The following is a 24,701-nucleotide window of genomic DNA, read 5'->3' as shown; positions in this document are numbered from 1 at the left end:
GGACTGCCACGCAGAGGTAGCAGAAAGGTGTCAGCTAGGCAAATTCCTGCCCGATGCCACAAAAAAATGAGCGGTTTTCGGAGCTTGCCCCAAGGGAATCTCACCCCCTCAGTATTTCGCGGGACTTGACGCACGAGAAACGGTTTGACAGTCAGCCCATCCGACCATCCCGAAAGCCTGATCGGCATGGTGTTTCTTTGGTTTGGAAAAACGATTATCTTTCCGCATATTGCATCCGGGAATCAAAATTTCGATGCCCCTGTCCACTCGTTATGTCTGCATGTTCGCCATCAAAACGGATTTTCACCCCCTACGGCAGCCGCATCGGGAAAGTTGAGGGGCAGCAACGGTTCCCGCCGGCCCTCAGATGTCTTCACGCCGTCCCGGGTCACGCCCCCGCCGCGCCAGCCACAGCGCCCCGCCAAGGATCGCTCCGCCGATCAGAAGATGCCGCGTCGTGATGCCCAGCCGCGCCTCGGCGCTGCGTCGATAGCGCGGGTCGAAGAACCGCGTCCGGGCCAGCACGCTGCCCAGCCAGTTCTCGCGGCGCAGCGGCAAGGGGCGCAGCCCCCGCCCCTCGGCATGCCACAGGTGGTCCACCGCGCGCACAAGCCCGCCGTGGCGACCGATCCCGTCGCTGACGGCGGCGGGATCCGTGTCCAGATGCTCGGCCAGCAGGTCGTTGCGGAAATCCAGGATCAACCGTCGGGTGGCGGCGTCGGGGGCTTCTATGGCCACGTCGCATTCGGTGTCGAAGCCCATGGACCTGCGGTCGATATTGCTGGACCCGATGCGCAGCAGCCAGTCGTCCACGATCATGATCTTGGCATGGACATAGATCGGATCGCCCTTGTCGGTGACCGGATACAGGATCCGGAACCGGTTATGGGGATCGTGGTGGCGCAGGGTGCGCACCATCCGGCTGCGCGTGACATGCATGGCCAGATCCTCGAGATGGCCATGGGCGGCAAGCGGATTGATGACCACCACGTCGGGGCCGTCGGGTTCGGCCAGGCGCCGCCGGATGGCGCGGGTGATGCTGTCGGCACAGAAATACTGCGATTCGATATAGATGCTGTCGCGGGCTGCGGCGATGGCGTCCAGATACAGATCCTCGATCTCGTGGATGCCGCGTCGGCCGGCCTCGGGGGGGGCGGTGCGGGCGATGGCCACGGGGATGTCGTGAAAGGCCGACGCGATGCTGTCGGGCCAGATATCTTCGCCGGGGGCGAAATCCTCCTCCACCTCGGCATCGTGGGCGCGGGCCCAGCGGGCGCGGGCCAGTTCGGACAGCGCCGCGGCGGCGGGGCCGGACATCACGGTCGAGGCATCGTGCCAGGGCGGCGCGCAGTCCCCGCCCTTGAGGCAGCGCAGCGGATTGTCGTCCAGATGGCCGCGGTCGTCCCAGCGGCCGTCCGTCACGTCGATGCCGCCGCAGAACGCCAGGCTGTCGTCGATGGCGACGATTTTCTGATGGTGGCAGGCCCCCAGCGGATGGCGCCCGTCGAAGGCCAGATGGATCTGGTCGGGTGACATCAGCTTGACGGCGAGCGCGGGCAGGATGCGGCCCGGCGCGATCAGGGCCCCGCCGCTCCATTTCAGCAAATAGATGTCCAGGCCCTCGCGCCGTTCGACGATGGCCTCGAGAAACGGACCCACGCGGTTGGGAAAGCCGTCGGGCGCAAGGCCATCGGCATCGCTTTCGCCGGGCAGCATCTCGATCTCGAAATCGAAGTCCCAGCCGATCATCATCACCATGCGCCTGGCCTTGAGAAGCGCCTCGCGCAGGGCACGGAAATAGGCCTGGCCGTCGATGATGACGGCCATCCGCTCGGCGGTCTCGACGCGCCAGCAGTTGCGACCGGGCTTGAACAGGGTCATGAGAGGTCCATGGTTGGCGTTGACGTTCAATAAAGAAACAACGCGTCGAATCGTTGCATCAGACAATCGAATGACCCTGCGCGCCTGTCAGGGCCGGGCGCGCTTCATCGCACATCTTGCACCTTTCGCGCCGATGTCACAGCTTGCGGCATCGGTCGGAACAGGGGAGGTGCCGGTGCCAGCCATATCCGTGGGCATCGTCAGCCTGGTGCTGGCCTATGTCCTTTCCCAGTTCTACCGCGCCTTTCTGGCCGTGCTGACGCCCGTGCTGGGGACCGAGATGGGCGCCACGCCCGGCGATCTGGCCCTGTCGTCGGGGCTGTGGTTCGTGGCCTTTGCCCTGATGCAGATCCCGGTGGGACGGATGCTGGACCGGTGGGGGCCGCGCCTGACGGTGGCGCTGCTGCTGGGCATCGCAGGGGGCGCGGGCGCGGCGGTCTTTGCCCTGGCGCAGGCGCCCTGGCACCTGCATCTGGCGATGGCCCTGCTGGGCGTGGGCTGCGCGCCGGCGTTGATGGGATCGTACTACATCATTGCGCGCGAATACCCGGCGGCGGCCTTTGGCGCCCTGGCCGGGATGGTCGTGGGGTTCGGGTCGCTGGGCAATATCCTGGGCGCCACGCCGCTGGTCTGGGCGATCGAGTCGCTGGGCTGGCGGCCCACCATGGCAGGCCTGGGCGCAGCGACCGTGGCGGTGGCGGTGCTGATCGGCCTGACCGTGCGCGATCCCGCCCGGCTGGGGGCGGATCAGCCGAAAGGATCGCTGGCCGAGGTGCTGCGCATCCGTGCGCTGTGGTTCATCCTGCCCTTGTTCTTCGTCAACTACGCCGCCTCGGCCGCCATCCGGGGGTTGTGGGCCGCGCCCTATCTGGAACGGGTGTTCGATGCCGATGCGGCGCTGATCGGTCGGGCGACGCTGGCCATGGGGCTGGCGATGATCGCGGGCAATTTCCTGGTCGCCCCGATGGTGCGGCTGCTGGGCAGCCTGCGCAGGACGGTGCTGGTTTTCACCGGGGCCACGCTGGCGGTTCTGGTGTTCCTGGTGCTGAACCCCGATCCCGGCCTGGGTCTGGCCGTGGTCCTGCTGGCGCTGATCGGGCTGTCGGGGGCGGGCTATGTGCTGCTGATGGCGCATGGCCGGTCGTTCCTGCCCGATCATCTGGTCGGCCGGGGGGTGACGTTTCTGAACATGATCTCGATCGGCGGGGTGGGCGTGATGCAGTTCGCCTCGCGGCCGGTGTTCCAGGCGGCCTCGTCGGCATTTGCCCCACCGACGGCATTCGCGCTGCTGTTCCTGTTCTTCGCGGTGCCGTTGGCCATAGGCTTTGCCCTGTATTTCCGCACGCCCGAGGCGCGGCATGGATGACGCCCTGGTGATCGCCCCCAACCTGAAGCGCCGCCTGTCGGGGGTTACCGCCACCGTGGTGCGGCTGATCCCGGTGCAGGCCCGGATGATCGCAATCCGCGCGACAGGCCCCGGCCTGCCGCCCGGGGTGCCGCATATCCCGCTGATCCGCGCCGCCCTGATGCCGCGCGACCGGTGGCGGGTCTGGCACGCGCGGCGCAATACCGAAATGGCGCTGGGGCTGGTGCTGCGCCGCGTGCTGCGGCGGAAATACCGGCTGATGTTCACCTCGGCCGCGCAACGGCGCCATACCGGATTCACCAGATGGCTGATCCGCCAGCAGGACATGCTTGTCGCGACCTCGGACAAGGCGGCAGGCTATCTGGACCGTCCCGCGACGGTGGTGATGCACGGGGTCGATACGGATGTCTTTCATCCCCCTGCCGACCGGGCCGCGCTGCGCCGCGACCTGGACCTTGATCCCGACGCGGTGCTGATCGGCTGCTTTGGCCGGATCCGGGCGCAGAAGGGCGTCGATCTGCTGGTGCGCGCCGGGCTGCGGCTGCTGCCCCGGCGGCCGCATGTGCAGATCCTGTTCACGGGGCGCATCACGCCCGACAACCGCGCCTTTGCCGACGGGTTGCTTCCCGAGATACGCGCAGCGGGGCTGGAGGATCGCATCCGCTTTCTGGGCGAATTGCCCTGGGACCAGGTGGTGCGCCATTACCAGGCGCTGGATCTGTTCGCCGCCCCTGCCCGGTGGGAAGGCTTCGGGCTGACCCCGCTCGAGGCGATGGCTTGCGGCGTACCGACCGTCGCCGCCCGCGTCGGCGCCTATGAGACACTGATCCGCGACGGCGTGACCGGCAGTCTGGTGCCGCCAGACAATGAGGACGCGTTGTCCGAGGCCCTGCGCCGCTGGCTGGACGACGACGACGCCCGTGCGGCGGCGGGCCGGGCGGCCCGCGCCCATGTGGCGGCGAACCACGCCATCGAGGCCGAGGCCCGCGCCCTGGTCGCGATCTACAACGACCTGCTGGCCCGGCCATGAACAAGCTGCGCTTCTATGCCGCCCGGACCCTGCGCGACGAACAGGCGCTGCAGGCCCTGTCAGTCCCGCAGGCCGATCTGCTGGCCGATCTGGAGGGCAGGTCAGTCGCCTTGGTCGGCAACGCCCGGTCGCTGGCGCAAACCCGGCACGGCCCGGCCATCGACGCCGCCGATGTCGTAGTCCGCATCAACCGCGCGCCCATGCCTGCCGCCCACAGCCACGGCACCCGCACCGGCTGGCTGGCCCTGGCCGTGCGCCTGTCCGACGAGGACCGCGCCCGGCTGGACCCGTCGCGCCTGCTGTGGATGTCGCCCAAGCGCAAGCGGCTGGGCTGGCGGACGGCGAGCAGTCCGGGTTTCTATCTGCACCCCTTGGAGGATTACCGCGCGCTGCGGGACCGCCTTGCCGCCCCGCCCACCACCGGGGCGATGTTGATCGATCTGTTGCTGCGGTCGCCGCTGGCCAGCCTGACACTTTATGGTTTCGATTTCTTCGCCAGCCAGAGCCTGTCGGGCCGCCGCACCGCGGATCAGGTGCCCCACGACTTCAGCGCCGAAGCGGCTTGGGTCGCGGATTTGCAGAGGATGGACGGGCGCCTGGCATCGGCCTGCGGCCGATCGTCCGGTTCGCCCGCCTGAGATGACGGCAGAGCCGGTCCATCCGGGCTGGCGGGGGTGGCGGAAACGGGCACGAATGCTTTCACGCGTTCAGATTGGCAATCCCCCCGAAAGTAAGGAGCTGCGGAGGTCGAGTTTTATCGCCAGGATAAATAAGGAGATTCTGAATAAAGACAAGCAGATGCACGGAAGCGCAGATCATCGCGATCCTGCGGCAGGCTGAAGCCTGTGTGCCTGTGTGCCTGTGTGCCTGTGTGCCGAGCTTTGCCGCGAGCATGGCAGGAGCAACGCCTCGTTTTACAAATGGCGGGCGAAGTATGGCGGGTTAGCACTGCCTCTGGCTGCCGGCCGCGAGTTGAAAATCGATTGGCAAATCGCGGATCAATCGAGGAGGTAAAGACAGCGCTCCATGGAAGTTCAATTGCTCGCAACGCAATGGAATTCGGGGCCATGCGGTCGAAGCGTTCCGCAAGAAAATCCTTGTCCTCGTCATTGAGCTGATGCTCGAGCACTTGGGGCCAGCTGAAGCGTTCATCAGAATAGACTGTTCGTTTCTTGAAGAGCGTCAGCACACTCGATGGCGGAGGAGGAACCGCAAAGTCCTGTCCAGCTACAAGCACAATTGGTTTGTCTTCGCGGACGGCGTTGATAAGAAGTACTGCTGAAAGTCCTTGCATGTGCTGCGAGTGCCTTCGGCCTCGCGCCTGAGCAGCACCAAGAGCCGCCGGTAGCCGAACCGGCGCCGCTCATTGACCAGATCCCGCAGCCGACCGCGCAGCACGGTGTCTGGCGCACGTTGCAACTGGTAGCACCATCTTCCGGTCCGCCCCGCAATCTCGCACGCCCGCCGCTCCGACAGCCCGAAATCGGCCTTCAGATGCGCGACAGCCTCGCGCTTCACAGCGGGCGTTACCATTTTTTTGACAGCAGTTCCTTCATCGCCGCCATGTCGAGCATCTGCTCGGCCAAGAGCTTCCTCAGCTTGGCATTCTCGTCCTCCAGCGCCTTCAGTCGCTTGGCCTCCAACACCGTCATCCCGGAATACTTCGCCTTCCAGGCATAGAATGTAACCGGCCGGTTGTTACCACGGCGCTTAGGCCTTGATGCGGGCGACGAGGTCTTTGACATCGACAAAGTCGTCTAGGAACACGTGCCAAGTATCGGTGGTGACGCGGGCGGCCCTGAGCATGTCGCTTAGTTCGCCTTCGATGACGCCGACCGTGACTTCGCTTCCAAGATACAGGCGAAGCTGAGCGAAGACGACATCGCGAGAGACTACCGACGTTGCGGGATCGAACCAAAGGCTGGCCAGGCGCTTTGCGATTTCATCGTCCCTTTTCGCCAAGCTGGGGAGGCAATGATCGGATCTACCGATGTCGGGGATGTGAGTTGGGTGCTTCCAACGGCACAGGCGCGTATCGCCACCCATGTGATCGGAACCCCGGGACATTCGTGGCAGACCACGGCGCAGGGAAAGGCGGGAGCCGCGCACAAAGGTCTGGTTCATGCTGCGAAAGTGATAGCCGCGACAGCGGTCGAGATGGTCCGGAATGCGCGTCTTATCGAAGCCGCCAAAGCCAAGCTCAAGGCGCGGACGCGACATCGGCCCTATATCTGCCCGATTCCGCCGGAGGCGCAGGCGCCCGTCTTACTGCGATCGGAAGCTGTCAACACGGTCTGAGAACGCAAGGGACCAGGATAGGCTCGGACGGATGCCTGCGCGTATCCATGATGTCGAACGCCGTTTCGAGCATCTTGGAAATATTCTGCTGAACCATCCCGACATTGGACGGCAACAGAGCCGCGAAGGGATCGTAGTCGAAGCAGCCGTAGCGCAAACGCTGACGCGCCGCATCGTTCAGACCTTGACTCCATCGCACAACGCCTTCCAGCGAAATCGTCGAGTTGACGAATATGCCCATCGCATCGCGCGGCGAAAGCGACTTCATGGCCTGCTCCGCCCGGTCCGCAGAGTAGCCCGGCACCAATACATGATCTTCCGGCACGGCGATACCGCGCGCGTGATGGACATCCAGAAAGCCGCGCAATCGAACCGCCGTATTGTGATCGCTCGGGCGGCCCCCGACGAAATGAAGCGCACCTTCATAGCCGATCTCCCGGCACCGATCCAGGATGAGCGCGGTCAGTTCTCGCGCGCCGCCGTAATTGTCCGAGATGACCGAAACGGCCGCATTGCCCGGTAGATCGAGATTGATCGAGAGGACTCCAGCAGCTTCGCAGAGTGCGGTCAAATGATCCGGATCCGTGGCGCCGGTCGCAATCAGGCATTCCGCTTGAAACGAGATAAGTTCCTTGGCAGCCTCCACCTCGAGGGCCGGTTCGCGCTGGGTGCAGGTGACGACGGGAAAGAGGCCGCGGGCCCTCGAGATGGCTTCGAACTGCTCAGCGATCGATCCGAAATAACGGTTGTCGTATTTCGGAACGATCATGCCGACGATGTTGGAGCGGGCACGGCGCAACAGGCTCGCCTGCGCATTGGCAGAATAGCCTTCGCGTTCGGCAATCTCCGTGATTTTGGCAGCGAGGCGCTTGCTGATCCGGCGTTTTTGCCAAGATCCGTTGAGCACGGAACTGACCGCACTTGCGGAGGTCTCGGCCAAGCGCGCGATGTCATAGATCGTGGTCCGTTTGCCCGCCAATATCCTGCTGTCTTCAGCCAAGCTTCCATCCCTTACTTCAGCAATTCGCAAGAGACCTTGACAGGAAAGCGTCTCAATGACAACTTTGCACCATCGATTGAGCAAACTTGCACAATCGATGGTGCTGTAGTGCAGCACAGGGAGGAACAGGGAGGAGAGGTATTCGGGCAGATATTCTACCGATCGCCTCGACACATGAATGCGCCCGCTTGCGGTTGATACCGATGAGCGGCATAGACGGAGGAGAGATCGATGACTTCGAGAAAGCTTTTGCTCGCCGCGACGGCAGCAACACTCTGGATGAGTCCCAGTGCGCAGGCGCAGGAGCCGACCACCGTCGCGTTTCTGATGCCGGACCAAGCATCTACCCGATATGAAGAACACGACTGGCCCGGCTTCCAGGCAGCGATGCAAGAACTGTGTGCCGATTGCACGCTGGTCTACCAGAATGCCAATGCCGACGTCTCGCTGCAGCAGCAGCAGTTCAACTCGGTGATCGCGCAGGGAGCGACTATCATTGTGCTCGACCCCGTGGACTCGGCTGCGGCTGCGGGTCTCGTCGAGATCGCAAAATCTCAGGACGTGAAGGTCATCGCCTATGACCGACCGATCCCCGATACGCCGGCCGATTATTATGTGTCCTTCGACAATGAAGGCATCGGCTACGCGATTGCACAGTCGCTCGTGGAATACCTGCAGGCGGAGGGCGTCGAAGACGGCTCCGGCGTTTTGCAAATCAACGGCTCACCGACGGACGCGGCCGCCGGTCTCATCCGAGACGGCATCGACCGTGCGCTCGACGCTTCGCCCTTCGAGACGTTGGCTGAATTCGACACACCGGACTGGGCGCCGCCCCGCGCTCAGGAATGGACCGCTGGTCAGATCACTCGTTTCGGTGGTGAAATCACCGGCATCGTAGCCGCTAATGACGGCACCGCAGGCGGCGCAATCGCCGCGCTGAAGGCTGCTGGCGTGGATCCGCTGCCACCGGTCACCGGTAACGACGCGACGATTGCTGCCCTGCAACTCATCATTGCTGGCGACCAGTACAACACGATCTCTAAGCCGTCCGAGATTGTCGCTCGTGCAGCAGCTGAAGTTGCGGTGAAATTCATGAACGGGGAAACGCCGGAAGCCGAAACGACGCTCTACGACACGCCGTCGCAGCTTTTCGTGCCTGACGTCGTGACCCGCGAAAACATCAAGGAATTGGTTTTCGATGCGGGTATCCAGACCCCTGAAGAGGTCTGCACCGGCGAATATGCCGAGCCTTGCAGCGAACTCGGCATCACGGAATGATGTGAACGACTGCGGCGCCGGCTCATCCGGCGCCGCATCTCTCGGGAGGATATATCGATATGGTGTACGACCAGGCGTATGCCCGGCGCGCGAAGGGCGATTTGCTACTCAGCCTTCGCGGCGTTTCCAAGCAATTTGGCGCGGTGACCGCTCTGTCGGACATCGAACTCGACGTGCGGGCGGGCGAAGTGGTTGCCCTTGTCGGCGACAACGGGGCGGGCAAGTCCACGCTCGTGAAGGTGCTTGCGGGCGTTCATCAGCCCACCGCCGGCACAATCGAATATCTGGGCCAGACCGTGACGCTCGATACACCTGGCAAGGCACTCGAACTCGGTATCGCTACGGTGTTCCAGGATCTGGCGTTGTGCGAGAACCTGGACGTGGTCGCCAATCTCTTCCTCGGCCACGAAGTGTCGCCCTGGCGGCTCGATGAAGTGCAGATGGAAGTGCGCGCCTGGACGTTGCTCCAGGAACTCGCCGCACGTATCCCATCCGTGCGCGAACCGATTGCTTCCTTGTCGGGCGGCCAGCGTCAGACCGTTGCGATCGCACGGTCGCTGTTGCTCGATCCGCAGATCATTATGCTCGACGAACCGACCGCGGCCCTTGGTGTTGCGCAGACAGCAGAGGTGCTCAATCTCATCGAGCGCGTGCGCGACCGCGGTCACGGCGTAATTCTCATTTCGCACAATATGGAAGATGTTCGTGCCGTTGCCGATCGCATCGTCGTGCTACGGCTTGGGCGTAACAACGGCATCTTCACCAACGACAACAGCCATGAGGAATTGGTCGCCGCCATTACCGGCGCAAGTGATAATTCCGTTTCGCGCCGCGCTGCTCGCAAGCTCGATGAGCCGGCACACGAAAGCATTGGAGATGCGCGATGAACGAGACCGCTCCCAAACCACCGCCTTCTGGAAATCTTGACCGTGGCGATACCCGCGTGCGGCACGACGTGGGCATTAGGGGAGCCGTACGCTCATTCCTCGATCGTGTGCAGTCGGGCGATCTCGGCATGCTGCCGGTCTTCGTTGGCTTGCTCATCATATCGACGGTGTTCAGCGCGCTGAACCCAATTTTTCTCGCACCGAACAACCTCGTGAACCTGCTCTTTGACGCAGCTGCCGTGGGCCTCATCGCGCTCGGCATCGTCTGCGTGCTGTTGCTCGGCGAGATCGACCTCTCGATCGGGTCCATGAGCGGCCTTTCCTCTGCCCTTCTCGGGGTGCTGTGGGTGCAGAAAGGCCTGCCGATCCCACTGGCCATCGCCGGAGCGATCGCCGCTGGAGCATTGACGGGGATGACCTACGGGCTGCTTCGCAACCGTTTCGAGATGCCGAGCTTCGTCGCCACGCTGGCCGGCCTTCTCGCGCTGCTCGGCATGCAGCTCTATATTCTCGGACCGACAGGATCCGTCAACCTTCCATTTGCCTCCCCGCTCGTCCGCTTCGGCCAGATCTACATCATGCCGATGTGGCTTTCTTATCTCATGGCGATCATTCCCGGCGTGCTGATGATTGTCGGCGGCATGCGGACCATGAAACGACGCGCGGACGCCAACCTGTCTTCCTCCGGCATGAGCGTCGTCGTTCTCAAGGCAGTTGTGCTGACGGCGGCATTGCTTTTCGCCGTCTGGTATTTGGGCATGGGCCGTGGCGTGCCGTGGATGTTCGCCGTCTTCGTCCTCTTCGTCGTCATCATGGACTATGCGCTGCGTCGCACGAAATGGGGGCGCTCGCTGTTCGCAGTCGGCGGCAATGCGGAAGCCGCGCGCCGATCGGGCATTAATGTAAAGCGCGTACGCCTTTCAGCATTCGTGGTGTGCTCCAGCTTCGCCGCGCTTGGTGGCGTTTTCGCCGCGTCGCGGCTTGCTTCGGCCAGCCAGCAGGCCGGCACCGGTGACGTGAACCTGAACGCAATCGCGGCAGCCGTGATCGGCGGTACCTCTCTCTTCGGAGGCCGCGGCTCTGCATGGTCCGCCCTTCTCGGCGTGCTCGTTATCCAGGCGATCTCCAACGGGCTTACGCTGCTGAATCTTTCGTCTTCGCTCAGATACATGATCACCGGAGGCGTTCTGGCAATCGCCGTGATCGTCGATTCACTCGCACGCCGGTCGCGCGCAAGTCATGGCCGCGCATAGGCGCCGCAAGGAACCATAAGCAATGACCGACACGCCACTTTCCGGAAAAACTGCGGCCATCACCGGTGCCGCCTCGGGCATCGGGCTAGCCTGCGCGCGCCGCCTCATCGACGCTGGTGCCAAGGTGGTTCTCGTCGACCGCGCGGAAGCTCAGTTGCGCAAGTTATGCGAGGAGCTCGGCCCGAAGGCGAAGCCGCTCGTCGTCGACCTGCTGAACGGCCCGGAAGTGTCCGCCATGGACCAGGCCATCTCGGACCTTGTCGGCCCGCTCGACATCTTCCATGCCAACGCTGGTGCCTATGTGGGAGGAGCGGCTGCCGAAGGCGATCCGGATCAATGGGACCGGGTACTCAATCTTAATGTCAATGCGGCCTTCAGATCGGTGCAAGCCATCCTCCCAGGGATGATCGAGCGGCGGAGCGGTGACGTCCTTTTCACCAGCTCTGTCGCAGGGGTGGTGCCCGTCGTCTGGGAACCAGTCTACACCGCATCGAAATTCGCCGTGCAGGCCTTTTTGCATGCGACACGCAGACAGGTGTCGCAATACGGCATCCGCATGGGCGCGGTGTTGCCAGGCCCCGTCGTCACGGCGCTGCTCGACGACTGGCCGAAGGCGAAGAGGGAGGAAGCACTTGCCAATGGCTCACTGATGCAGCCTCAGGAAGTGGCCGAAGCCGTGCTGTTCATGCTGACGCGGCCACGCGGTGTCGTCATCCGCGACCTTGTCATACTGCCCAACAGCGTCGACCTCTGACCATGCCGCGCGTTCCCGCTTCTGACCGCTGCGTCATCGGTGTCGATGTCGGCACCGGCAGCGCGCGTGCCGGTGTCTTCGATCTCGACGGTCGCCTATTGGCGAGTGCCAAGCATTCGATTTCGCTCCACCGTGCGGTGGGTAGCAGGGTGGAACAGTCGAGCGCGGAAATCTGGCAGGCGGTCGCGAGCTCGGTTCGCTCCGCCGTCCTTGAAGCAGGCGTGCGTCCGGAGAGCGTGGCCGGCATCGGGTTCGATGCGACCTGCTCCCTCGTCGTCATCGGTGCCGACGGTCGAGGACTGCCAGTCGGCGATAAGGACCGGCAGGAACTCGACATCATCGTCTGGATGGATCACCGGGCCACGGAACAGGCAGAACGCATCAACGCAACCGGGCACGAGGTTCTGCGCTATGTCGGAGGCGTCATCTCGCCTGAGATGGAGATGCCGAAGCTTCTGTGGCTAAAGGAAAACCGACCGGAGGTCTTTCGCTCCGCGGCTCACTTCTTCGACCTCACCGATTTTCTGACGTGGAAGGCTACGGGCAGCCTTGCGCGTTCCTCTTGCACGATCACCTGCAAGTGGAACTACATCGCCCATGAAAGCCGCTGGAATCCGGGCTATCTCGCACTGATCGGCCTTCAGGAGCTCGCGGAAAATCAAGCCCGCATCGGCACGGATGTGGTGGTTCCCGGTGCAGCACTCGACGGCGGGCTGACAGCGCAAGCCGCATCCGACTTCGACCTGCCTGCTGGAACACCTGTCGCCGCCGGCCTCATCGACGCCCATGCAGGCGGTATCGGGACAGTCGGCGTTGCGAGCGATGTCACCGGCACGCTCGGTTACGTGTTCGGCACCTCGTCATGCACCATGACGACGACGACCGAGCCGGTTTTCGTGCCGGGCGTCTGGGGCCCCTACTATTCCGCGATGGTTCCGGGTCTCTGGTTGAACGAAGGCGGCCAGTCGGCAGCCGGCGCGGCGATCGAGTATCTCGTCGGCCTCCACCCCGGCCATGAGCGCTTCCGCGCAGAGGCGGCTCTCGAAAACGCATCGCTGCCCGAATGGCTCGCACGCAAAGCCGTCGAAGCGCTTTCCGGCGCACCGCTTTCCTCCGCCGTGACGTTGGCAAAAGGGTTACATGTTGTCCCTGAGTTCATTGGCAATCGCGCACCCTTTGCCGACCCCAAAGCGAGAGCAGTCATCGCCGGGCTTGGCATGGAGGACGACCTCCAAAGCCTTGTTGCGCTTTATGTCGCAGGACTCTGTGGCCTGGGCTACGGACTGCGTCAAATCATCGACACTCAAAGTGAACACGGCGCGCCGATCAAGCGCATCGCCATCAGCGGCGGTGCAGGCCAAGCCGAGATTGTGCGCCACATACTGGCCGACGCCACCGGACGGCCCATCGTTTCGGGCCGCTCAGAACAGCCAGTCCTCCTGGGCTCCGCCATCCTCGGCGCAGTCGCTGGCGGCTGCCAACCGGATATCGTCAGCGCGATGCAGACGATGTCCTCGGCGCAGAACACGATCGACCCCGTGCGCGGTGACATCGCTGAAACGCATCAACGCCGCTTCGCTGCATTTACAGAATTGCAGGCCAAGGCACGATCGATAAGCGGATTTTAGGGAGGCGTCCGGGTTTCTCGACTTCTCACGCGATCGCTCGCCATGGGCTTTCATGCAGACGATGCGACCATCCACGGGCTCGAGGCAGGCAGTCCAGGTCAGCGTTTCCTCCATCCGGCTGATCGCCTGCGGCGAGGGCAGCACGCGCATGGGCTTGGGCTCCTGCCCCACCTGGTCGGCGAAGCTGTGCAGGACGGCAGGCCAGGTGCTGAAGTAGCCCTGCCTGCGGGGCTCGGGCAGACGCTTCAGGACGAAGGCGGCTTCGGCCAGCCGTTCCTCGACCAGCGCGGGGGTCCCACACGGTCATCGCTGTACCTCCCGCCCAGTCGCGGCCGGGCCATAAAGCTTCTCGCCAAGCTGGCGCACCAGCTCCCGTTCGGGCTAGGTCAGGCGGTGATCGTCGAGGGCGGCGGCCAACACGCGCTGTTCGCGCTAGCCATCACGCTTGACCTCATCGGGATTCCGGCGACGGCCGCCATACCCCTTCGGTGCAAAACGCATCCCGGTCATTGCAGGCCCCCCTTAGTCTCGAGCGCCCAGAACAGGATCGCGATGGCATCCGGCTCGTTGTCATCGGCCGGGCTGAACCCCCTCGCCCGAGCTGCGGCAATCATCGCCGCCTTGTCGGCGTTGCCCTTGCCAGTGGCGTGGCGCTTGATGGTGCCGACTGGCACACCCTCGTAGGGCACACCCCGCAATTCGGCCCAAGCAGTCAGCGTGGCCATCAGCCCGCCATAGACATGGGCAGCGTCGGTGCCGACATGACGCCGGACCTCTTCGAACCAGATGGACGCGATGGGTCCCGAGAGACGGTCCAACTCGCCCAGCCAGTTGGTGAACCGCAGATAGCGCATGCCACCGCCATCGAAGCGGCCGGGACGGAAGGACACGGTGCCGCTGGTGATCAGCCCATCAAGGCCATGCAGCGCCCATCCTGTCGTGGTGCCAAGGTCGAGGGCCAACAGGTTGCGGCCTGACCTGACGGCGGTGGGCAGATCGGGGATGGCCATATGGGGTTGAGTGGCGAAGGACATGTCAGCCATGGGTGGTCTCCTCTTCTGGTTGGCTGCTCGTTGGAAGGTGACATCGGGTAATGCTGCGGAAGATGCGGACTGGCGTTGTCGGATCGGGTGATCGGACCCGCGGCAGGCCCCGTGCGCGAAACCCCTGGGGGTGGGCGTGGGAGAACCCGCCTGCGGCGTTCTCCCCCACCCCCGTAGGGGGTGGTTTCACCCCCGAAACTTGAAACCCTTATCAAGGCACTGACAGAAAACAGGAATTCCAGTTTCGGGAGGTTTATTTCGGCTGATCCTGCCGAAACTGGGTGCAACGTAGCCTTTGCGGCATCCGCGCAATCCTGCTGGGGCAGTTTCGGAAGCGGGCCGAAACTGGTTACAACTGGACCCTGCGTGGTCCTGCGTGAGTATGCCGAGACAGTTTCGGTAGCGCGGCCAATCTGGTTCAAACTGGTCCCTGCGCAGTGCCGCGCAAAGCAGTTGTCGGGGGCAATCATGGCCGTTCCCCCTTCGGATAGGCCCAGACATGCGGGTTCTCGACCTCGAGAAGCGCGCCGGTCTGCGGCGACTTGTAATGGGTGGGCAGCACCGCAACGCGTGCGAGGCGCACTTCGCCAGTCTCCGGATCGACCTCATCGCGCCCCAAGGGCATGACCATCCCCTCGACGCAGAGGTAGCCGAAGCGCGAGCGTGAGGGCCCAAGGCCATAGGGCGCTGCGTTGCGGACGAACTTGACGGCGCCCTTGGTGGCCTGCACGGCAATCCGGTCGCGGATAGCATCCTTGCCGCCCAGACCGCCCTTGTTCTCGAAGACCTCAGCGAACTGATTGACGGTGTAGAGCCGTCCCTCGGCCGCCTATTCGAGCAGGATGGACAGGATCACCTCCCGCTTGCGCACACGTTCTGCGTCGTATTTCGCGCCGACTTCGGCGCGGACCAGGCGCTCGTTCATCGGGTTGATCTCGACCCACTGGCCGCCAACCTTGTCGATCAGCTTCGAGGGCAGCGCCGGGCCATTCCTGAGCTCGATCTCGAGCTTGCGCTCCGGTGCGTCCTCGTCCGGCCGGTGCAGGATCAGGCCGGAGGTGTAGAAGCCCCTGAGCGCGCTGGCCCCCGACAAGGCAAGGAACGGATCGTTCTTCAGCTGCTGCTTCGACAGCTTTCGCGTGTGATGGACCAGGATCACCCCGCAGGCCGGGTTGATGTAGTCCCGCAGCACCTCCACCCGGTCCTTGAGGAAGAACATCATGGCGGTGTTGTCGTTTTCGCCGCCACCATCCGGACCGCCGTCGAAGAGGTTGCGGATCGGGTCGATGCAGATGATGTCCGGGCCCGCATCCGGAAAGGCTGCCTGGATGGCGCGGGCCACCCGCATGTTGCCCTCGGCGTCGAGCAAGATCTTCAGCTTCGGCATCGCCACGAAGGTGTCGCGTCCTGCCGCGAGAACTCTGTCGGGGAGCGCGATCTGGCCCAACCGCTCGCGCAGGTAGTGATACTGGATCTCGGCCGGCAGGTAGAACACCCGCAGCGGGCGTGGCGGCGTGGAGCCAAGGAAGGGCTGACCGGCGGCCATGTGCACAAGCCAGCTGATGGTCAGATCACTCTTGCCGACCTTCGGTGCGCCGCCCAGCACCAGCAAGCCACCCGGCGTCAGCACGCGGGGCGCGATGATATCCTCGGGCATCGGGCTGGTATCGTCCAGCAGTGCGCCGAGTGTGAAGGTGAGCATTTCACTGAGTGCCGGCGCTGCGCTGTCGAGGCGGACCAGCGCCGGACCATTCTTCTGCACATGCAGATCCCAGAGCCGCTCGGACTCGCGCTGCAGGCGCTCGATCGGCCAGGAGGGCCGCAACATGGCAGCGTTGTAGCCGCAGATCGCCTGCCAGCCCTCGTCCTTTGACATCCGGCCCTCGTGAACCATGCGGATGAAATGGCCGATCGCGGCTGATGCCCCCTCAAAGCGGGACCAGTCGTCCTGGCCGCCCTCGCGCACCGGGGTCACCAGCACGTCGTCGAGGCGGGGCTTTTCCGGGGTAATACTCCTGCTGGCGACCATCCCGGCCCCCTGCAAAGGCGGCATTTCGGCGACGCGCTCTGCGAACTCGTCGAGATCGACCTCGACGGAATGGTGCTCGCGGATTTGCACCAGGCGCTGGTTGCCATGCTTGTGATAGACAGTGCCTGCCACCCTGATCGGCTGGTGCGCAGACCGGAAATGCGTGTCGCCGCCGACCTTCAGGGCAATCTCGCCCCGCAGGCCGCAAAGACTGGCCAGCGCCGCCCCCTCGGCGGGTTCGGTCATCTTCCACCATACATGCAGCTTGCTGGCACCTTCGGAAGTCCGCCCGCCGCTCTCGATGATCAGGGTGGGTTGACCCAGATGACGCAGCAGATGGGCGAGCTTGGCGGGGATGTCGCCCGCATCGAGATCGACGACCAGTGCCTGCATTTGCAGGACTTCGGCGGCTTTGGCCTGTCCTGCCCCGGCGACCGTGCCCGGGATCACATAGACGGCGGCACCTTCGCGCCAGGCCAAGTTGGCAAATGTCGCAAGCTTTCCCGGTGCTGTGGCGTCGGCGTCGATCCAGACGTTGTGCGGCCGGCCCTCCTTGCCCTGCCCTATGTCGACAAAGCCTCGGACCGGGATCTGGCCCTCGCACCAGCCGAACACCACATCGAGTAATGTCGCGATCTGGGCCGGGTCGGGCTCCACGCCAAAGGGATCTTCGGCCGCCGGGGCGTCGTTGAAATCCTGCCATGGGCTGAAGTGGATGATGTTGTCTTCGGTCATGCGGGCAGCCCCCAGCAGCGCTCCGCCCACGGGCAGAAGCGGCATTCGAAGAAATCTCGATTTGCAGCGATGCGGGGCAGCAGTTCGCCCGCGTCGGTCGCCTGCAGGATCCGCACGCCCCGGTCCGACATGCGCTGCGCGAGCCCTGCATCGAAGGGCACATGCTCGTGGTGCAGTTCGGCCGTGTCCTTGTTGATCGCTGTGAACAGCGCCGGATTGGCCGAGATGCCGGGGACCGTCCCTTCTATGTAGGCCTGGTAGAGCGCGATCTGCGCGGCATAGACCGGCTTCTCGACGGCGACCCCATCCTTGACGCAGGCCCTCCAGTTCTTGGCGTTCATGGTCTTGCATTCCCATAGCGCAGGAACGCCGATGCCAAGTGGCTCAGGTGCCGCGGCGACGATCCCGTCGACATGGCCCCGGATGCGCCCACCCGCGACGGAAAAGCCGAACTGTTCGCCATCGGGGCGATTGCCCTTGCGGGTGTATTCTAGCACAGAACGCGGAGAATATGTAGGGCTCATGCCTTGATGCCATCTTCGCCGCCAGTCTCTGTCACCAAACCTGCTTGGAGGCAGACCGCTGGCGACAACGCCCTTTGATGTTAGAATTGGGCGATATTCTGTTGCCAAGCGCATTTGCTGTGACTAGGTTCGCAGCAACGCTCGTTGACGACAGAATCGGTGCCTGCATGATCATCAAACCCTACGATCTGACAGATGCCGTTATCTATCACACCGGCAGCTTTCCCTCTGGCTCACTCGACTACGAGGTGCTTCTCGGACCCCTTGAAGAGGCAGCGGCCTCCCTTGCCCGATACGATGCCAAGATGTCGGGAATGGTGAACAGCGAGTTGTTCCTCGCCCCCCTGCGCCGCCAGGACGCGGTCACCTCCTCCCGGATGGAAGGGACGATCTCGACCATCGAGGAGCTGTACCGACTTGAAGCCGAAGAGGATGCAGGCAGCACCGACCCTTACCGGGAGGCGCGCAACGACGACGTGGAGACCTACCTTTACTCCCGCGCGCTGCGGAATGCCCAGCAGGCGCTGGCCGAAGGCGCGCCGCTTGGGGAGCATCTGATCCGCACCGCCCATCAGCAGCTGCTGTCCTTCGGCCGGGGAGCCCGCAAGCGCCCCGGCAGCTACAAGGTTGAGCAGAACTACATAGGGGATGAACGGCGGGGAAGGATCTACTACGTTCCAATCGCCCCGGAGCAGCTGGGCCCAGCGATGGCCGAACTCGTCCGCTACATCAACGAAAGCTCGATGCGGCCCCTGATCCGCACCGCCATCGCGCATGTGGAGTTCGAGGCTCTGCACCCTTTCGAAGACGGCAACGGCCGGATCGGTCGAATGCTGATCACCCTGATGCTGTGGAAGCTTGGCGTCCTGCACCAGCCGAACTTTTTTGTGTCGGGTTACTTCGAGGCCCGCAAGGACGAGTACATCGAGGGAATGCGTGCTGTCTCCGCCACGGGCGATTGGACCGACTGGGTGGTATTCTTCCTCCAGGCGATGCACGCCCAGGCGACGGTCAACATCCAGACTGCCGACGCGATCTTCCACCTGCACGGCGAGATGCGGGAACGGTTTCGAGAAGTTCTGAATTCGCAGTTCCACGATCAGGCATTGGACTTCGTCTTTGCTAGTCCAGTGTTCCGCAACGACCGCTTCGTCGAACGCTCAGGCATCCCACCATCCTCGGCGCGAGCGCTATCCCGACGACTGGTCGAGGCAGGCATGCTGCGCACCATTGAACCGGCTTCGGGACGACGTGCAGCGATGTACGCCTTTGATCCGCTGCTTGATCTGCTGAAGGTGTGACGGTCATGGCCACGATCATCCGCACCGTGATGGGGGCCTCGCAAAACGTTGACCAGGTGTTGACAAGAATTTGGAATGACAAAAGCCGAGCGCAATGCTCGGCTTTGAAGTCTTTGATAAGACGTGGTGTTCTGGTTGCGGGGACAGGATTTGAACCTGTGACCTTCAGGTTATGAGCCTACTTGTCCGCTTTCAGGAAAACTTAGTGAAATTAGCTAGCTGCCGTGCAAGTTACTGAAATCGCCAAGATACAATGTCGGCATTGGCCGATTTTGGCCGCGCTTTGACGGTACTATGCGCGCCAAAACGGCGTCTGCGGGTTGAGGTGGCGTTGATGTGCCAACGGGAAGCGATTGCATGCATGGCTCCCCTCGCCCCACTCAATGACACGGCGCCGCGCGTTCGTGGCCTGCTGCCGGGAGGATGGTAACGGAGCCTGCGCTTTGTTCGTGTAGCGAGCGCAGCGCAACCGACGCTCCCGCTGAGACACAACTGTCCGTCCGCTTGAAAAAACATCGAAGGAAGCGAGAATGGACGAGCAGATCGCTCCGGCCGTCCCTGATTTCAAATTCGCAGCGGAAGCGGGCTTACCATCATCGTTCAGGGAACGCTCTGCAGGATACTGCTAGCACTTCGCTCCTTCAGCCACCTGTAAATCTGATCGGCACCCAGCCCGGCCTGTTCGAAGCGCTCCGCGGCCTCCGCTCGCCAGACCAGGTCGCCGGCTTGGCCGAAGGTTCGCCTCAACTCGCGCATCGTCTGGAGTGCCTGCTTCGCCCAATGCCGAAACGACTCTATCTCCCAGAGCGTAACGGAGTGGAGATGGGGGACGGCCCCCGACTTGGCCTTGGTCACTGGCGTGACCAGCACCGACAGAATCGTCGCATCGTCCGGCAGAGGGACATGATCCCGGATCCAGTTGGGATGCGAGGCCGCCTGTCGCGCCTTGGTCGCGTCAAGTACGTCATTAGACGCGCCAGCATGATCCTCGAATACGAAGCACAGATCGTCCGCCACCCACCAAGGGTCGGGCGATGCGTCGACCTCACGCTTTCCGGCACTAAAGCCCAGCATCTCCCCAAGGCGCACCTGCGCCTGCTCGAATCCTTCACTGGAGGCGAGCCCATGTAGGATATCCCGCTCTCGTTCATTGAACTTCCGGTCGGTCACCGTGCCGAGCCGTTCGAGCACACCCTCGACGCGCTCGATTTGACGGAGCAGCCGAGGGCTGCGGCCGACGGGCGGCTCCCCGGCAGCTTGATAGCGCGCCAATTTAACCAACCAAGGCAGGTCGGCGGCAGCCCGCTTCGAATGGTTGAAGTGGCCACGGGCCTTAACGCCAAGCGATGCGATACCCGCGCGCTCACCATACCACGCTGCTGATCCAGCCAGATAGTGCCAAAGCGCCCGGTAGCCCCGCAAATCCGGATCCGTGAGCCCGCCTAGCACGGCTTCCGCGGCTTCGAGGGCTCCTTCGTAATCGCCCTTCCAGAGGCGGCCCTGATACTCGATCTCCCGACCGACAATCGCTTGCAGCTCCCCCAGTGCCGGAAACGGCTGCTGCACCGCCGCGGCGCGTTTCCGAAGAACGTCGTTGTTCGCTGCATCCCATCGGGCGTCATTCGCCAGAAATATCTCTAGATTTTCGGTAATGTCGGCCATGGTAGTGCCGATCGACTGCTCATTGCCGAATTCGAGTTCGGCTTGGAGTTCGGGGTGCAAATGAACGCGCCGCCGCCGATCTGCCAGATAATCGGGCAACTCCTCGCCGGAAACAACCACGGCGGAGTAGTCCTCTAGCGAACGTGTGCAGCGGCCAATCGCCTGCAGCACGCGCGTTTGCACGCGGTCGTTGAAGAGCTGGGATGCCCCCATCCGGAGCATGATGAAGCGTTCTTGGAGATTGGCGGCGCGGGGCAGCCCCTCAATGAAGAGCAGGCGGCAATCTTTGCCGGGAAAGTCGATGCCATCATATCGATTCGCAATTACAGCTACTGCCTGCGGAGCGGTAACGAACGGCTGCTTCGACTCTTCTATGTCGTCAGCGCTGAACGTGGAAAATCCGAGATTATTTTTGATGTCTTCCCTAATCTCCTCGGCCTGCTGATCACTGGGCACGAGAACGAGACTTCGCCCCGCACGCTGCATTAATTGGTGACGCAGCGTCGCCACGTCATCGGCCTTAAGTGAACTGTCCGGAAAGATGAAGAACCGGCGACCAATACCCTGACGGTCCCAGCCCTCCGGAACATTTAAGCGCTTGATGTTGTTGCGACCCGTGAGGCGCTCTAGATCTCCCCCCGCACCGAGCGTGGCGGACATGAATATGCGCTGCCGCGCATTAAGGTAGGGACCGTGCTGCCATGTCGGTGCCAGCAGGGGACGGATGAGCAGTTCGGTTGCAGATATGTACAAATGGCATGCGGCAAGATGACTTCGGATCATCGACCATGCCCACCGAATGTCCAGCTCTTCGGCATGGGCGTCGATTACTGCCGTGAGTTCATCCGCAATTTCTGCAAAGATCGGAGTTGGGAGCTTGTCCACCCAGCGCCGGTCTTCTGGATTGCTGTCCCATCGTCCGGTCAACCGCGAAAAATCATATGCATCCAAATGCGGGCGCAACACACCGGTGAGCGCTTCAAAAAGCGCGCGATGCGGCTGCTTTGTCCGCTGAACACGAAGCGTCCACATCTCGCCGATATAATTTTCGGCCGCATGTGCATCGTCGATAATGATGACGTCTGGATCAGAGAAGAACGGATTGGTGTTAAAGAGCGAATTGTAGGTTGTCACGGCGACGCGATCGGCATTCTGATACTCGGCGCGCGCTTGTGGATCGTAATCTCGCTTGCCTCCCGTGAAGCCGTTTACTGTCAGTCCGTACTGGGTGCGGGCCTGCTCCACTGCCTGGTTCACAAGCTGCTTGGTGGGGCATAGATAGACCACCCGTTCCTTGAACTTGCGGCGGCGCCACTCGGCGATCATCAGCCCAACCAAGGTCTTCCCGCTTCCAGTCGGAAGCTGCAAGGCAACATCGGCGTCGGCCACTGCTTGCGCGGCATAGCTCCGCATAATCTCGCCTTGATGCAGCAAGACGCCGGGGATCGTGCGACGAGGGAGTGTAAGAAGGATTTCCTCCGGGCTCGCAGGGACGATCTCAGTAGGGGCCGCGCTTTTGAATGCCATTGCTTCTTCTCCTCGCGGTATCGCCTTTAGCAGGCGGTCGGAAAGGTGGCCAGTGGCAGCGCGGATTCACCTCGCGCTGAAAATCCATCGGAGTCGACGGAGCAGAAGCCCCGTTGGAGCCTGTCAGGCGATGCGCTCTTTTTCCTAGGCTCTGCTTAACGAGGACCGTCGGCTAACGGCCATGGTCAGGTGGTACTCTAAGTCGCAATGGACATCCGCTTTCGCCGACAACCGCCTCCGGGTGGCGCGCCCCGCCAGATGACCGCCACCCTGCGCCACCCCGCCACCCTTGTCGTCATGCGTTGCTTGCCTGGGGCGCGAATCCACGCCTCATGGGATGACGACTGAAGGGTGAGTTGCATGGTCAACCGACTGCGTTTGAACGAGAAAACCGTCCGCGAGGCCGATCCGGCTGCGGGACGTGACTACCAGATCTTCGACACCGAGGTGCGCGGCTTCGCCGTCTGCATCTATCGATCCGGGAACCGGGCCTTCACCATCGACTACCGCCATGCGGGGCGGCAGCGGCGGATGACTATCGGGCGCTGGCCCGAATGGTCGACCACGGCGGCGCGGGAGCGGGCGAAGGAGCTGCGGCGCGAGATCGACGCCGGGGGCGACCCGCTGGGCCAGAAGGAAATCGGCCGCGATGCCCCACGGTTCAAGGACCTGATCGCGCGCTACACTGAGGTGCACCTGCCGAACCTGTCTGATCGCAACGCCTCCGATCAGAGGTCGATGCTGGCGAAGATGGTGGCGCCGGACTGGAGCAACAGGCTGGTCACGGAAATCACCCCCTATGATGTCGAAAGGCTGCTGAACAAGGTGGCGGAAGGGCGGGCCCGGCCGTCCAAGGCCAAGCCGAACAACCGGGCGCGGAAGCTGCAGGGGGCGAAGCCCACTCCGGTGCGCGCCAACCGCACCGGCGAGGTGCTGCGCAAGATGTTCACCTATGCGGTCAGCTGGGGCTGGCGGGAGGACAACCCGGCTTCGGGCTTCCGCCGCCGGATCGAGAACCCGCGCGAGCGCTTCATGAGCCCCGAGGAAATCCGCAGGCTGGCCGAAGCGCTGGACGTGGCCGAGGACCGCCGCGCGGCCGACATCATCCGGCTTTGCATGCTGACCGGCGCGCGGGTCGGCGAGGTCCGGCAGGCGCGCTTCGAGCATTTCAACCTCGATCACCTGAGCTGGACGAAGCCCGCCAGCATGACCAAGCAGCGCAAGATTCACCGCCTGCCGATCTCCGACGAGGCGGCGGCGATCGTGCGGCAGCGCCAGTTGCTGGTGCCGCGCGGCTGCGCGCTGCTGTTTCCCGGCGATGTGCCCGGCCAGCCGGTGAAGGAAATACGCTGCTTCTGGGCGGCAATCCAGAAGACGGTCGGCATCCCCGACGTGAGGATCCACGACCTGCGGCACACCTTTGCCTCGCTCCTCGTCAGCGGCGGCGCCTCGCTGGAAATGATCGGCAAGCTGCTGGGTCACAGCCAGATGCAGACCACCCAGCGTTATGCGCACCTGATGGACTCGCCCCTGCGGGCGGGCGTCGACGCGGTGGCCAGCGCCTTCCGGCCCCGGCCCAAGCTGGTGCATGATGCCGATGAGGCGCGGAAGTCGGCCTGACCCGCTGCGCGACCAACCGCTTCCCATGCTGATGATCAACAGGATCCCCGCAGTGCTTTCCAGATCGGGGTGAGCCTGCGGCGGATGGTGCGTTCATCCGGCACCTCGCCGCTCTCGCTTGTGGCGACGAACCACTCCTGCACCTCGCCCAGCCATTCGGCCTGCGTGGCGGGCAGGCCCTGATCGTGCATCCGCACCATCAGCGCGATATACATCCCGTCCCAGTCGTAGCGCGCCGTGGATCCGATATGGGAAGCCGGGCGGCGCAGCAGATCGCAATCCGTCTCGAACCGGCGCACGTCCTCGGCCATGATCAGCAGGTCCGCGAGCGTGACCTCGATTCCGGTCCGGTGCTCCGGCAAGTGCACCCACTCAGTTTGGCCCAATGGGCGGACCTGCCACAACCGACTGATGGTCGGCCCCGTTCCACAACGGCGGAACATGTGCAGGATGTCCGTTACCGACACAGCGACAAAGCCCGAGACCTTCTGCATGCCCACGGTCACGGGTGCGATGGCGGTCACGATGTCAAACCGCCCGACCGATGCCCAGCCGGCGATATCGGCAAGGGTGCAGTCCCAGCGGGCGGCGGTTTCATGCAATGTGAAATAGACGCGAGGCGGCAATGCCATGCCTCAATTCCTTTCTGTGGTGTCTTGAAACAGGCCATCGCTCCGCGCTCCTGTCAGAGGCAGCCCCGGGCCTGGTAGTCGGAAAATTGGGGGTCAACCGCGCGGAAAATCCGCCGCGGCAGCCTGTCGGGAACGATCAGGCGCGCTTGAAAACGATCTCAGCCATCTCTGCTCCCCTCTCACATCGGTCGCGCGAACCACTCGCCCTTCGGATGAAAAGCAAGAACAAACCAGAAACACAAATCAACTCGCC

General features: G+C 63.3%; 19 protein-coding genes and 3 pseudogenes. 11 read left to right on the top strand and 11 right to left on the bottom strand.

Features of this window, described 5'->3' with window-relative positions; genetic code table 11:
- Positions 1-363: 363 nt before the first annotated feature.
- Positions 364-1,881, bottom strand: a complete 1,518-nt coding sequence (locus EYE42_RS12180; RefSeq protein ID WP_130991597.1) for a phospholipase D-like domain-containing protein — start codon at positions 1,879-1,881, stop codon at positions 364-366.
- Between the two features lie 184 nt (positions 1,882-2,065).
- Between EYE42_RS12180 and EYE42_RS12175 the strand changes: the two genes are divergently transcribed.
- From EYE42_RS12175 to EYE42_RS12160, 4 genes and pseudogenes are all read left to right on the top strand, one after another.
- Positions 2,066-3,247: an MFS transporter gene (locus tag EYE42_RS12175; protein WP_246020779.1), complete on the top strand. Its 1,182-nt coding sequence runs from the start codon at positions 2,066-2,068 to the stop codon at positions 3,245-3,247.
- Entirely contained in the window at positions 3,240-4,277 is a 1,038-nt protein-coding gene (locus tag EYE42_RS12170; RefSeq protein ID WP_130991596.1) for a glycosyltransferase family 4 protein, read from the top strand. Before EYE42_RS12175 ends, EYE42_RS12170 begins: the two co-directional genes overlap by 8 nt.
- Complete coding sequence (locus EYE42_RS12165) at positions 4,274-4,915, top strand: glycosyltransferase family 29 protein (protein ID WP_130991595.1); 642 nt, start codon at positions 4,274-4,276, stop codon at positions 4,913-4,915. Before EYE42_RS12170 ends, EYE42_RS12165 begins: the two co-directional genes overlap by 4 nt.
- Positions 4,916-5,061: 146 nt before the next feature.
- Positions 5,062-5,222 (top strand): annotated as a pseudogene (locus EYE42_RS12160) (transposase); the annotation flags it as partial.
- 363 nt (positions 5,223-5,585) lie between these two features.
- Here EYE42_RS12160 and EYE42_RS12155 read toward each other — a convergent pair.
- The 3 genes and pseudogenes from EYE42_RS12155 to EYE42_RS12145 form a co-directional block, all read right to left on the bottom strand.
- Positions 5,586-5,962: pseudogene (locus tag EYE42_RS12155) on the bottom strand (transposase); the annotation flags it as partial.
- A 25-nt stretch (positions 5,963-5,987) separates the two neighbouring features.
- Positions 5,988-6,497 carry a hypothetical protein gene (locus EYE42_RS12150; RefSeq protein WP_130991594.1) on the bottom strand — a complete coding sequence of 170 codons (510 nt, stop codon included), beginning with the start codon at positions 6,495-6,497 and terminating at the stop codon, positions 5,988-5,990.
- 64 nt (positions 6,498-6,561) lie between these two features.
- Positions 6,562-7,575, bottom strand: coding sequence for a substrate-binding domain-containing protein (locus tag EYE42_RS12145; protein ID WP_130991593.1), 1,014 nt, complete (start codon positions 7,573-7,575; stop codon positions 6,562-6,564).
- 231 nt (positions 7,576-7,806) lie between these two features.
- Here EYE42_RS12145 and EYE42_RS12140 point away from each other — a divergent pair, with 231 nt between their 5' ends.
- The 5 genes from EYE42_RS12140 to EYE42_RS12120 are packed head-to-tail and all read left to right on the top strand — an operon-like array spanning position 7,807 to position 13,375.
- Positions 7,807-8,853: an ABC transporter substrate-binding protein gene (locus EYE42_RS12140; protein ID WP_130991592.1), complete on the top strand. Its 1,047-nt coding sequence runs from the start codon at positions 7,807-7,809 to the stop codon at positions 8,851-8,853.
- 59 nt (positions 8,854-8,912) lie between these two features.
- Positions 8,913-9,740: an ATP-binding cassette domain-containing protein gene (locus EYE42_RS12135; protein ID WP_130991591.1), complete on the top strand. Its 828-nt coding sequence runs from the start codon at positions 8,913-8,915 to the stop codon at positions 9,738-9,740.
- The gene (locus tag EYE42_RS12130) at positions 9,737-10,993 is read left to right on the top strand and encodes a sugar ABC transporter permease (RefSeq protein ID WP_130991590.1); all 1,257 of its coding nucleotides are present in this window, start codon (positions 9,737-9,739) and stop codon (positions 10,991-10,993) included. Before EYE42_RS12135 ends, EYE42_RS12130 begins: the two co-directional genes overlap by 4 nt.
- Before the next feature lie 22 nt (positions 10,994-11,015).
- Positions 11,016-11,747 (top strand): SDR family oxidoreductase, encoded by a 732-nt coding sequence (locus EYE42_RS12125; RefSeq protein ID WP_130991589.1) that lies wholly within the window; start codon positions 11,016-11,018, stop codon positions 11,745-11,747.
- A 2-nt stretch (positions 11,748-11,749) separates the two neighbouring features.
- Complete coding sequence (locus EYE42_RS12120) at positions 11,750-13,375, top strand: FGGY-family carbohydrate kinase (RefSeq protein WP_130991588.1); 1,626 nt, start codon at positions 11,750-11,752, stop codon at positions 13,373-13,375.
- Between the two features lie 36 nt (positions 13,376-13,411).
- Here EYE42_RS12120 and EYE42_RS16500 read toward each other — a convergent pair.
- The 5 genes and pseudogenes from EYE42_RS16500 to EYE42_RS12095 all read right to left on the bottom strand — a co-directional run.
- Positions 13,412-13,615: pseudogene (locus tag EYE42_RS16500) on the bottom strand (DUF6362 family protein); the annotation flags it as partial.
- Positions 13,616-13,881: 266 nt separating this feature from the next.
- Entirely contained in the window at positions 13,882-14,418 is a 537-nt protein-coding gene (locus EYE42_RS12105) for a hypothetical protein (protein ID WP_130991587.1), read from the bottom strand.
- Between the two features lie 466 nt (positions 14,419-14,884).
- On the bottom strand, positions 14,885-15,148 hold the full coding sequence (locus tag EYE42_RS16380; RefSeq protein ID WP_246020772.1) for a hypothetical protein: 264 nt from the start codon (positions 15,146-15,148) through the stop codon (positions 14,885-14,887).
- Positions 15,149-15,247: 99 nt separating this feature from the next.
- Positions 15,248-17,182 carry an AAA family ATPase gene (locus EYE42_RS12100; RefSeq protein WP_246020770.1) on the bottom strand — a complete coding sequence of 645 codons (1,935 nt, stop codon included), beginning with the start codon at positions 17,180-17,182 and terminating at the stop codon, positions 15,248-15,250.
- Positions 17,179-17,523, bottom strand: coding sequence for a hypothetical protein (locus EYE42_RS12095; protein ID WP_246020768.1), 345 nt, complete (start codon positions 17,521-17,523; stop codon positions 17,179-17,181). The genes EYE42_RS12100 and EYE42_RS12095 overlap by 4 nt, the downstream gene beginning before the upstream one ends.
- A gap of 350 nt (positions 17,524-17,873) precedes the next feature.
- On the opposite strand from EYE42_RS12095, the gene EYE42_RS12090 reads away from it, so the two are divergent.
- Positions 17,874-19,007, top strand: coding sequence for a Fic family protein (locus EYE42_RS12090; RefSeq protein ID WP_130991586.1), 1,134 nt, complete (start codon positions 17,874-17,876; stop codon positions 19,005-19,007).
- Between the two features lie 600 nt (positions 19,008-19,607).
- Here EYE42_RS12090 and EYE42_RS12085 read toward each other — a convergent pair.
- Positions 19,608-22,196, bottom strand: a complete 2,589-nt coding sequence (locus tag EYE42_RS12085; RefSeq protein ID WP_130991585.1) for a DEAD/DEAH box helicase — start codon at positions 22,194-22,196, stop codon at positions 19,608-19,610.
- 360 nt (positions 22,197-22,556) lie between these two features.
- On the opposite strand from EYE42_RS12085, the gene EYE42_RS12080 reads away from it, so the two are divergent.
- A complete protein-coding gene (locus EYE42_RS12080; RefSeq protein ID WP_130991584.1) occupies positions 22,557-23,816 on the top strand; it encodes a tyrosine-type recombinase/integrase in 1,260 nt (419 codons plus the stop codon).
- 35 nt (positions 23,817-23,851) lie between these two features.
- On the opposite strand, the gene EYE42_RS12075 is transcribed toward EYE42_RS12080, so the two are convergent.
- A complete protein-coding gene (locus tag EYE42_RS12075) occupies positions 23,852-24,448 on the bottom strand; it encodes a hypothetical protein (protein ID WP_130991583.1) in 597 nt (198 codons plus the stop codon).
- Positions 24,449-24,701: the final 253 nt, after the last annotated feature.

Source organism: Paracoccus subflavus (assembly GCF_004310345.1).
Taxonomy (GTDB): Bacteria; Pseudomonadota; Alphaproteobacteria; order Rhodobacterales; family Rhodobacteraceae; genus Paracoccus; species Paracoccus subflavus.
Note: the sequence above shows the minus strand (reverse complement) of the source record. Positions and strands in the feature narration are given on the sequence as shown.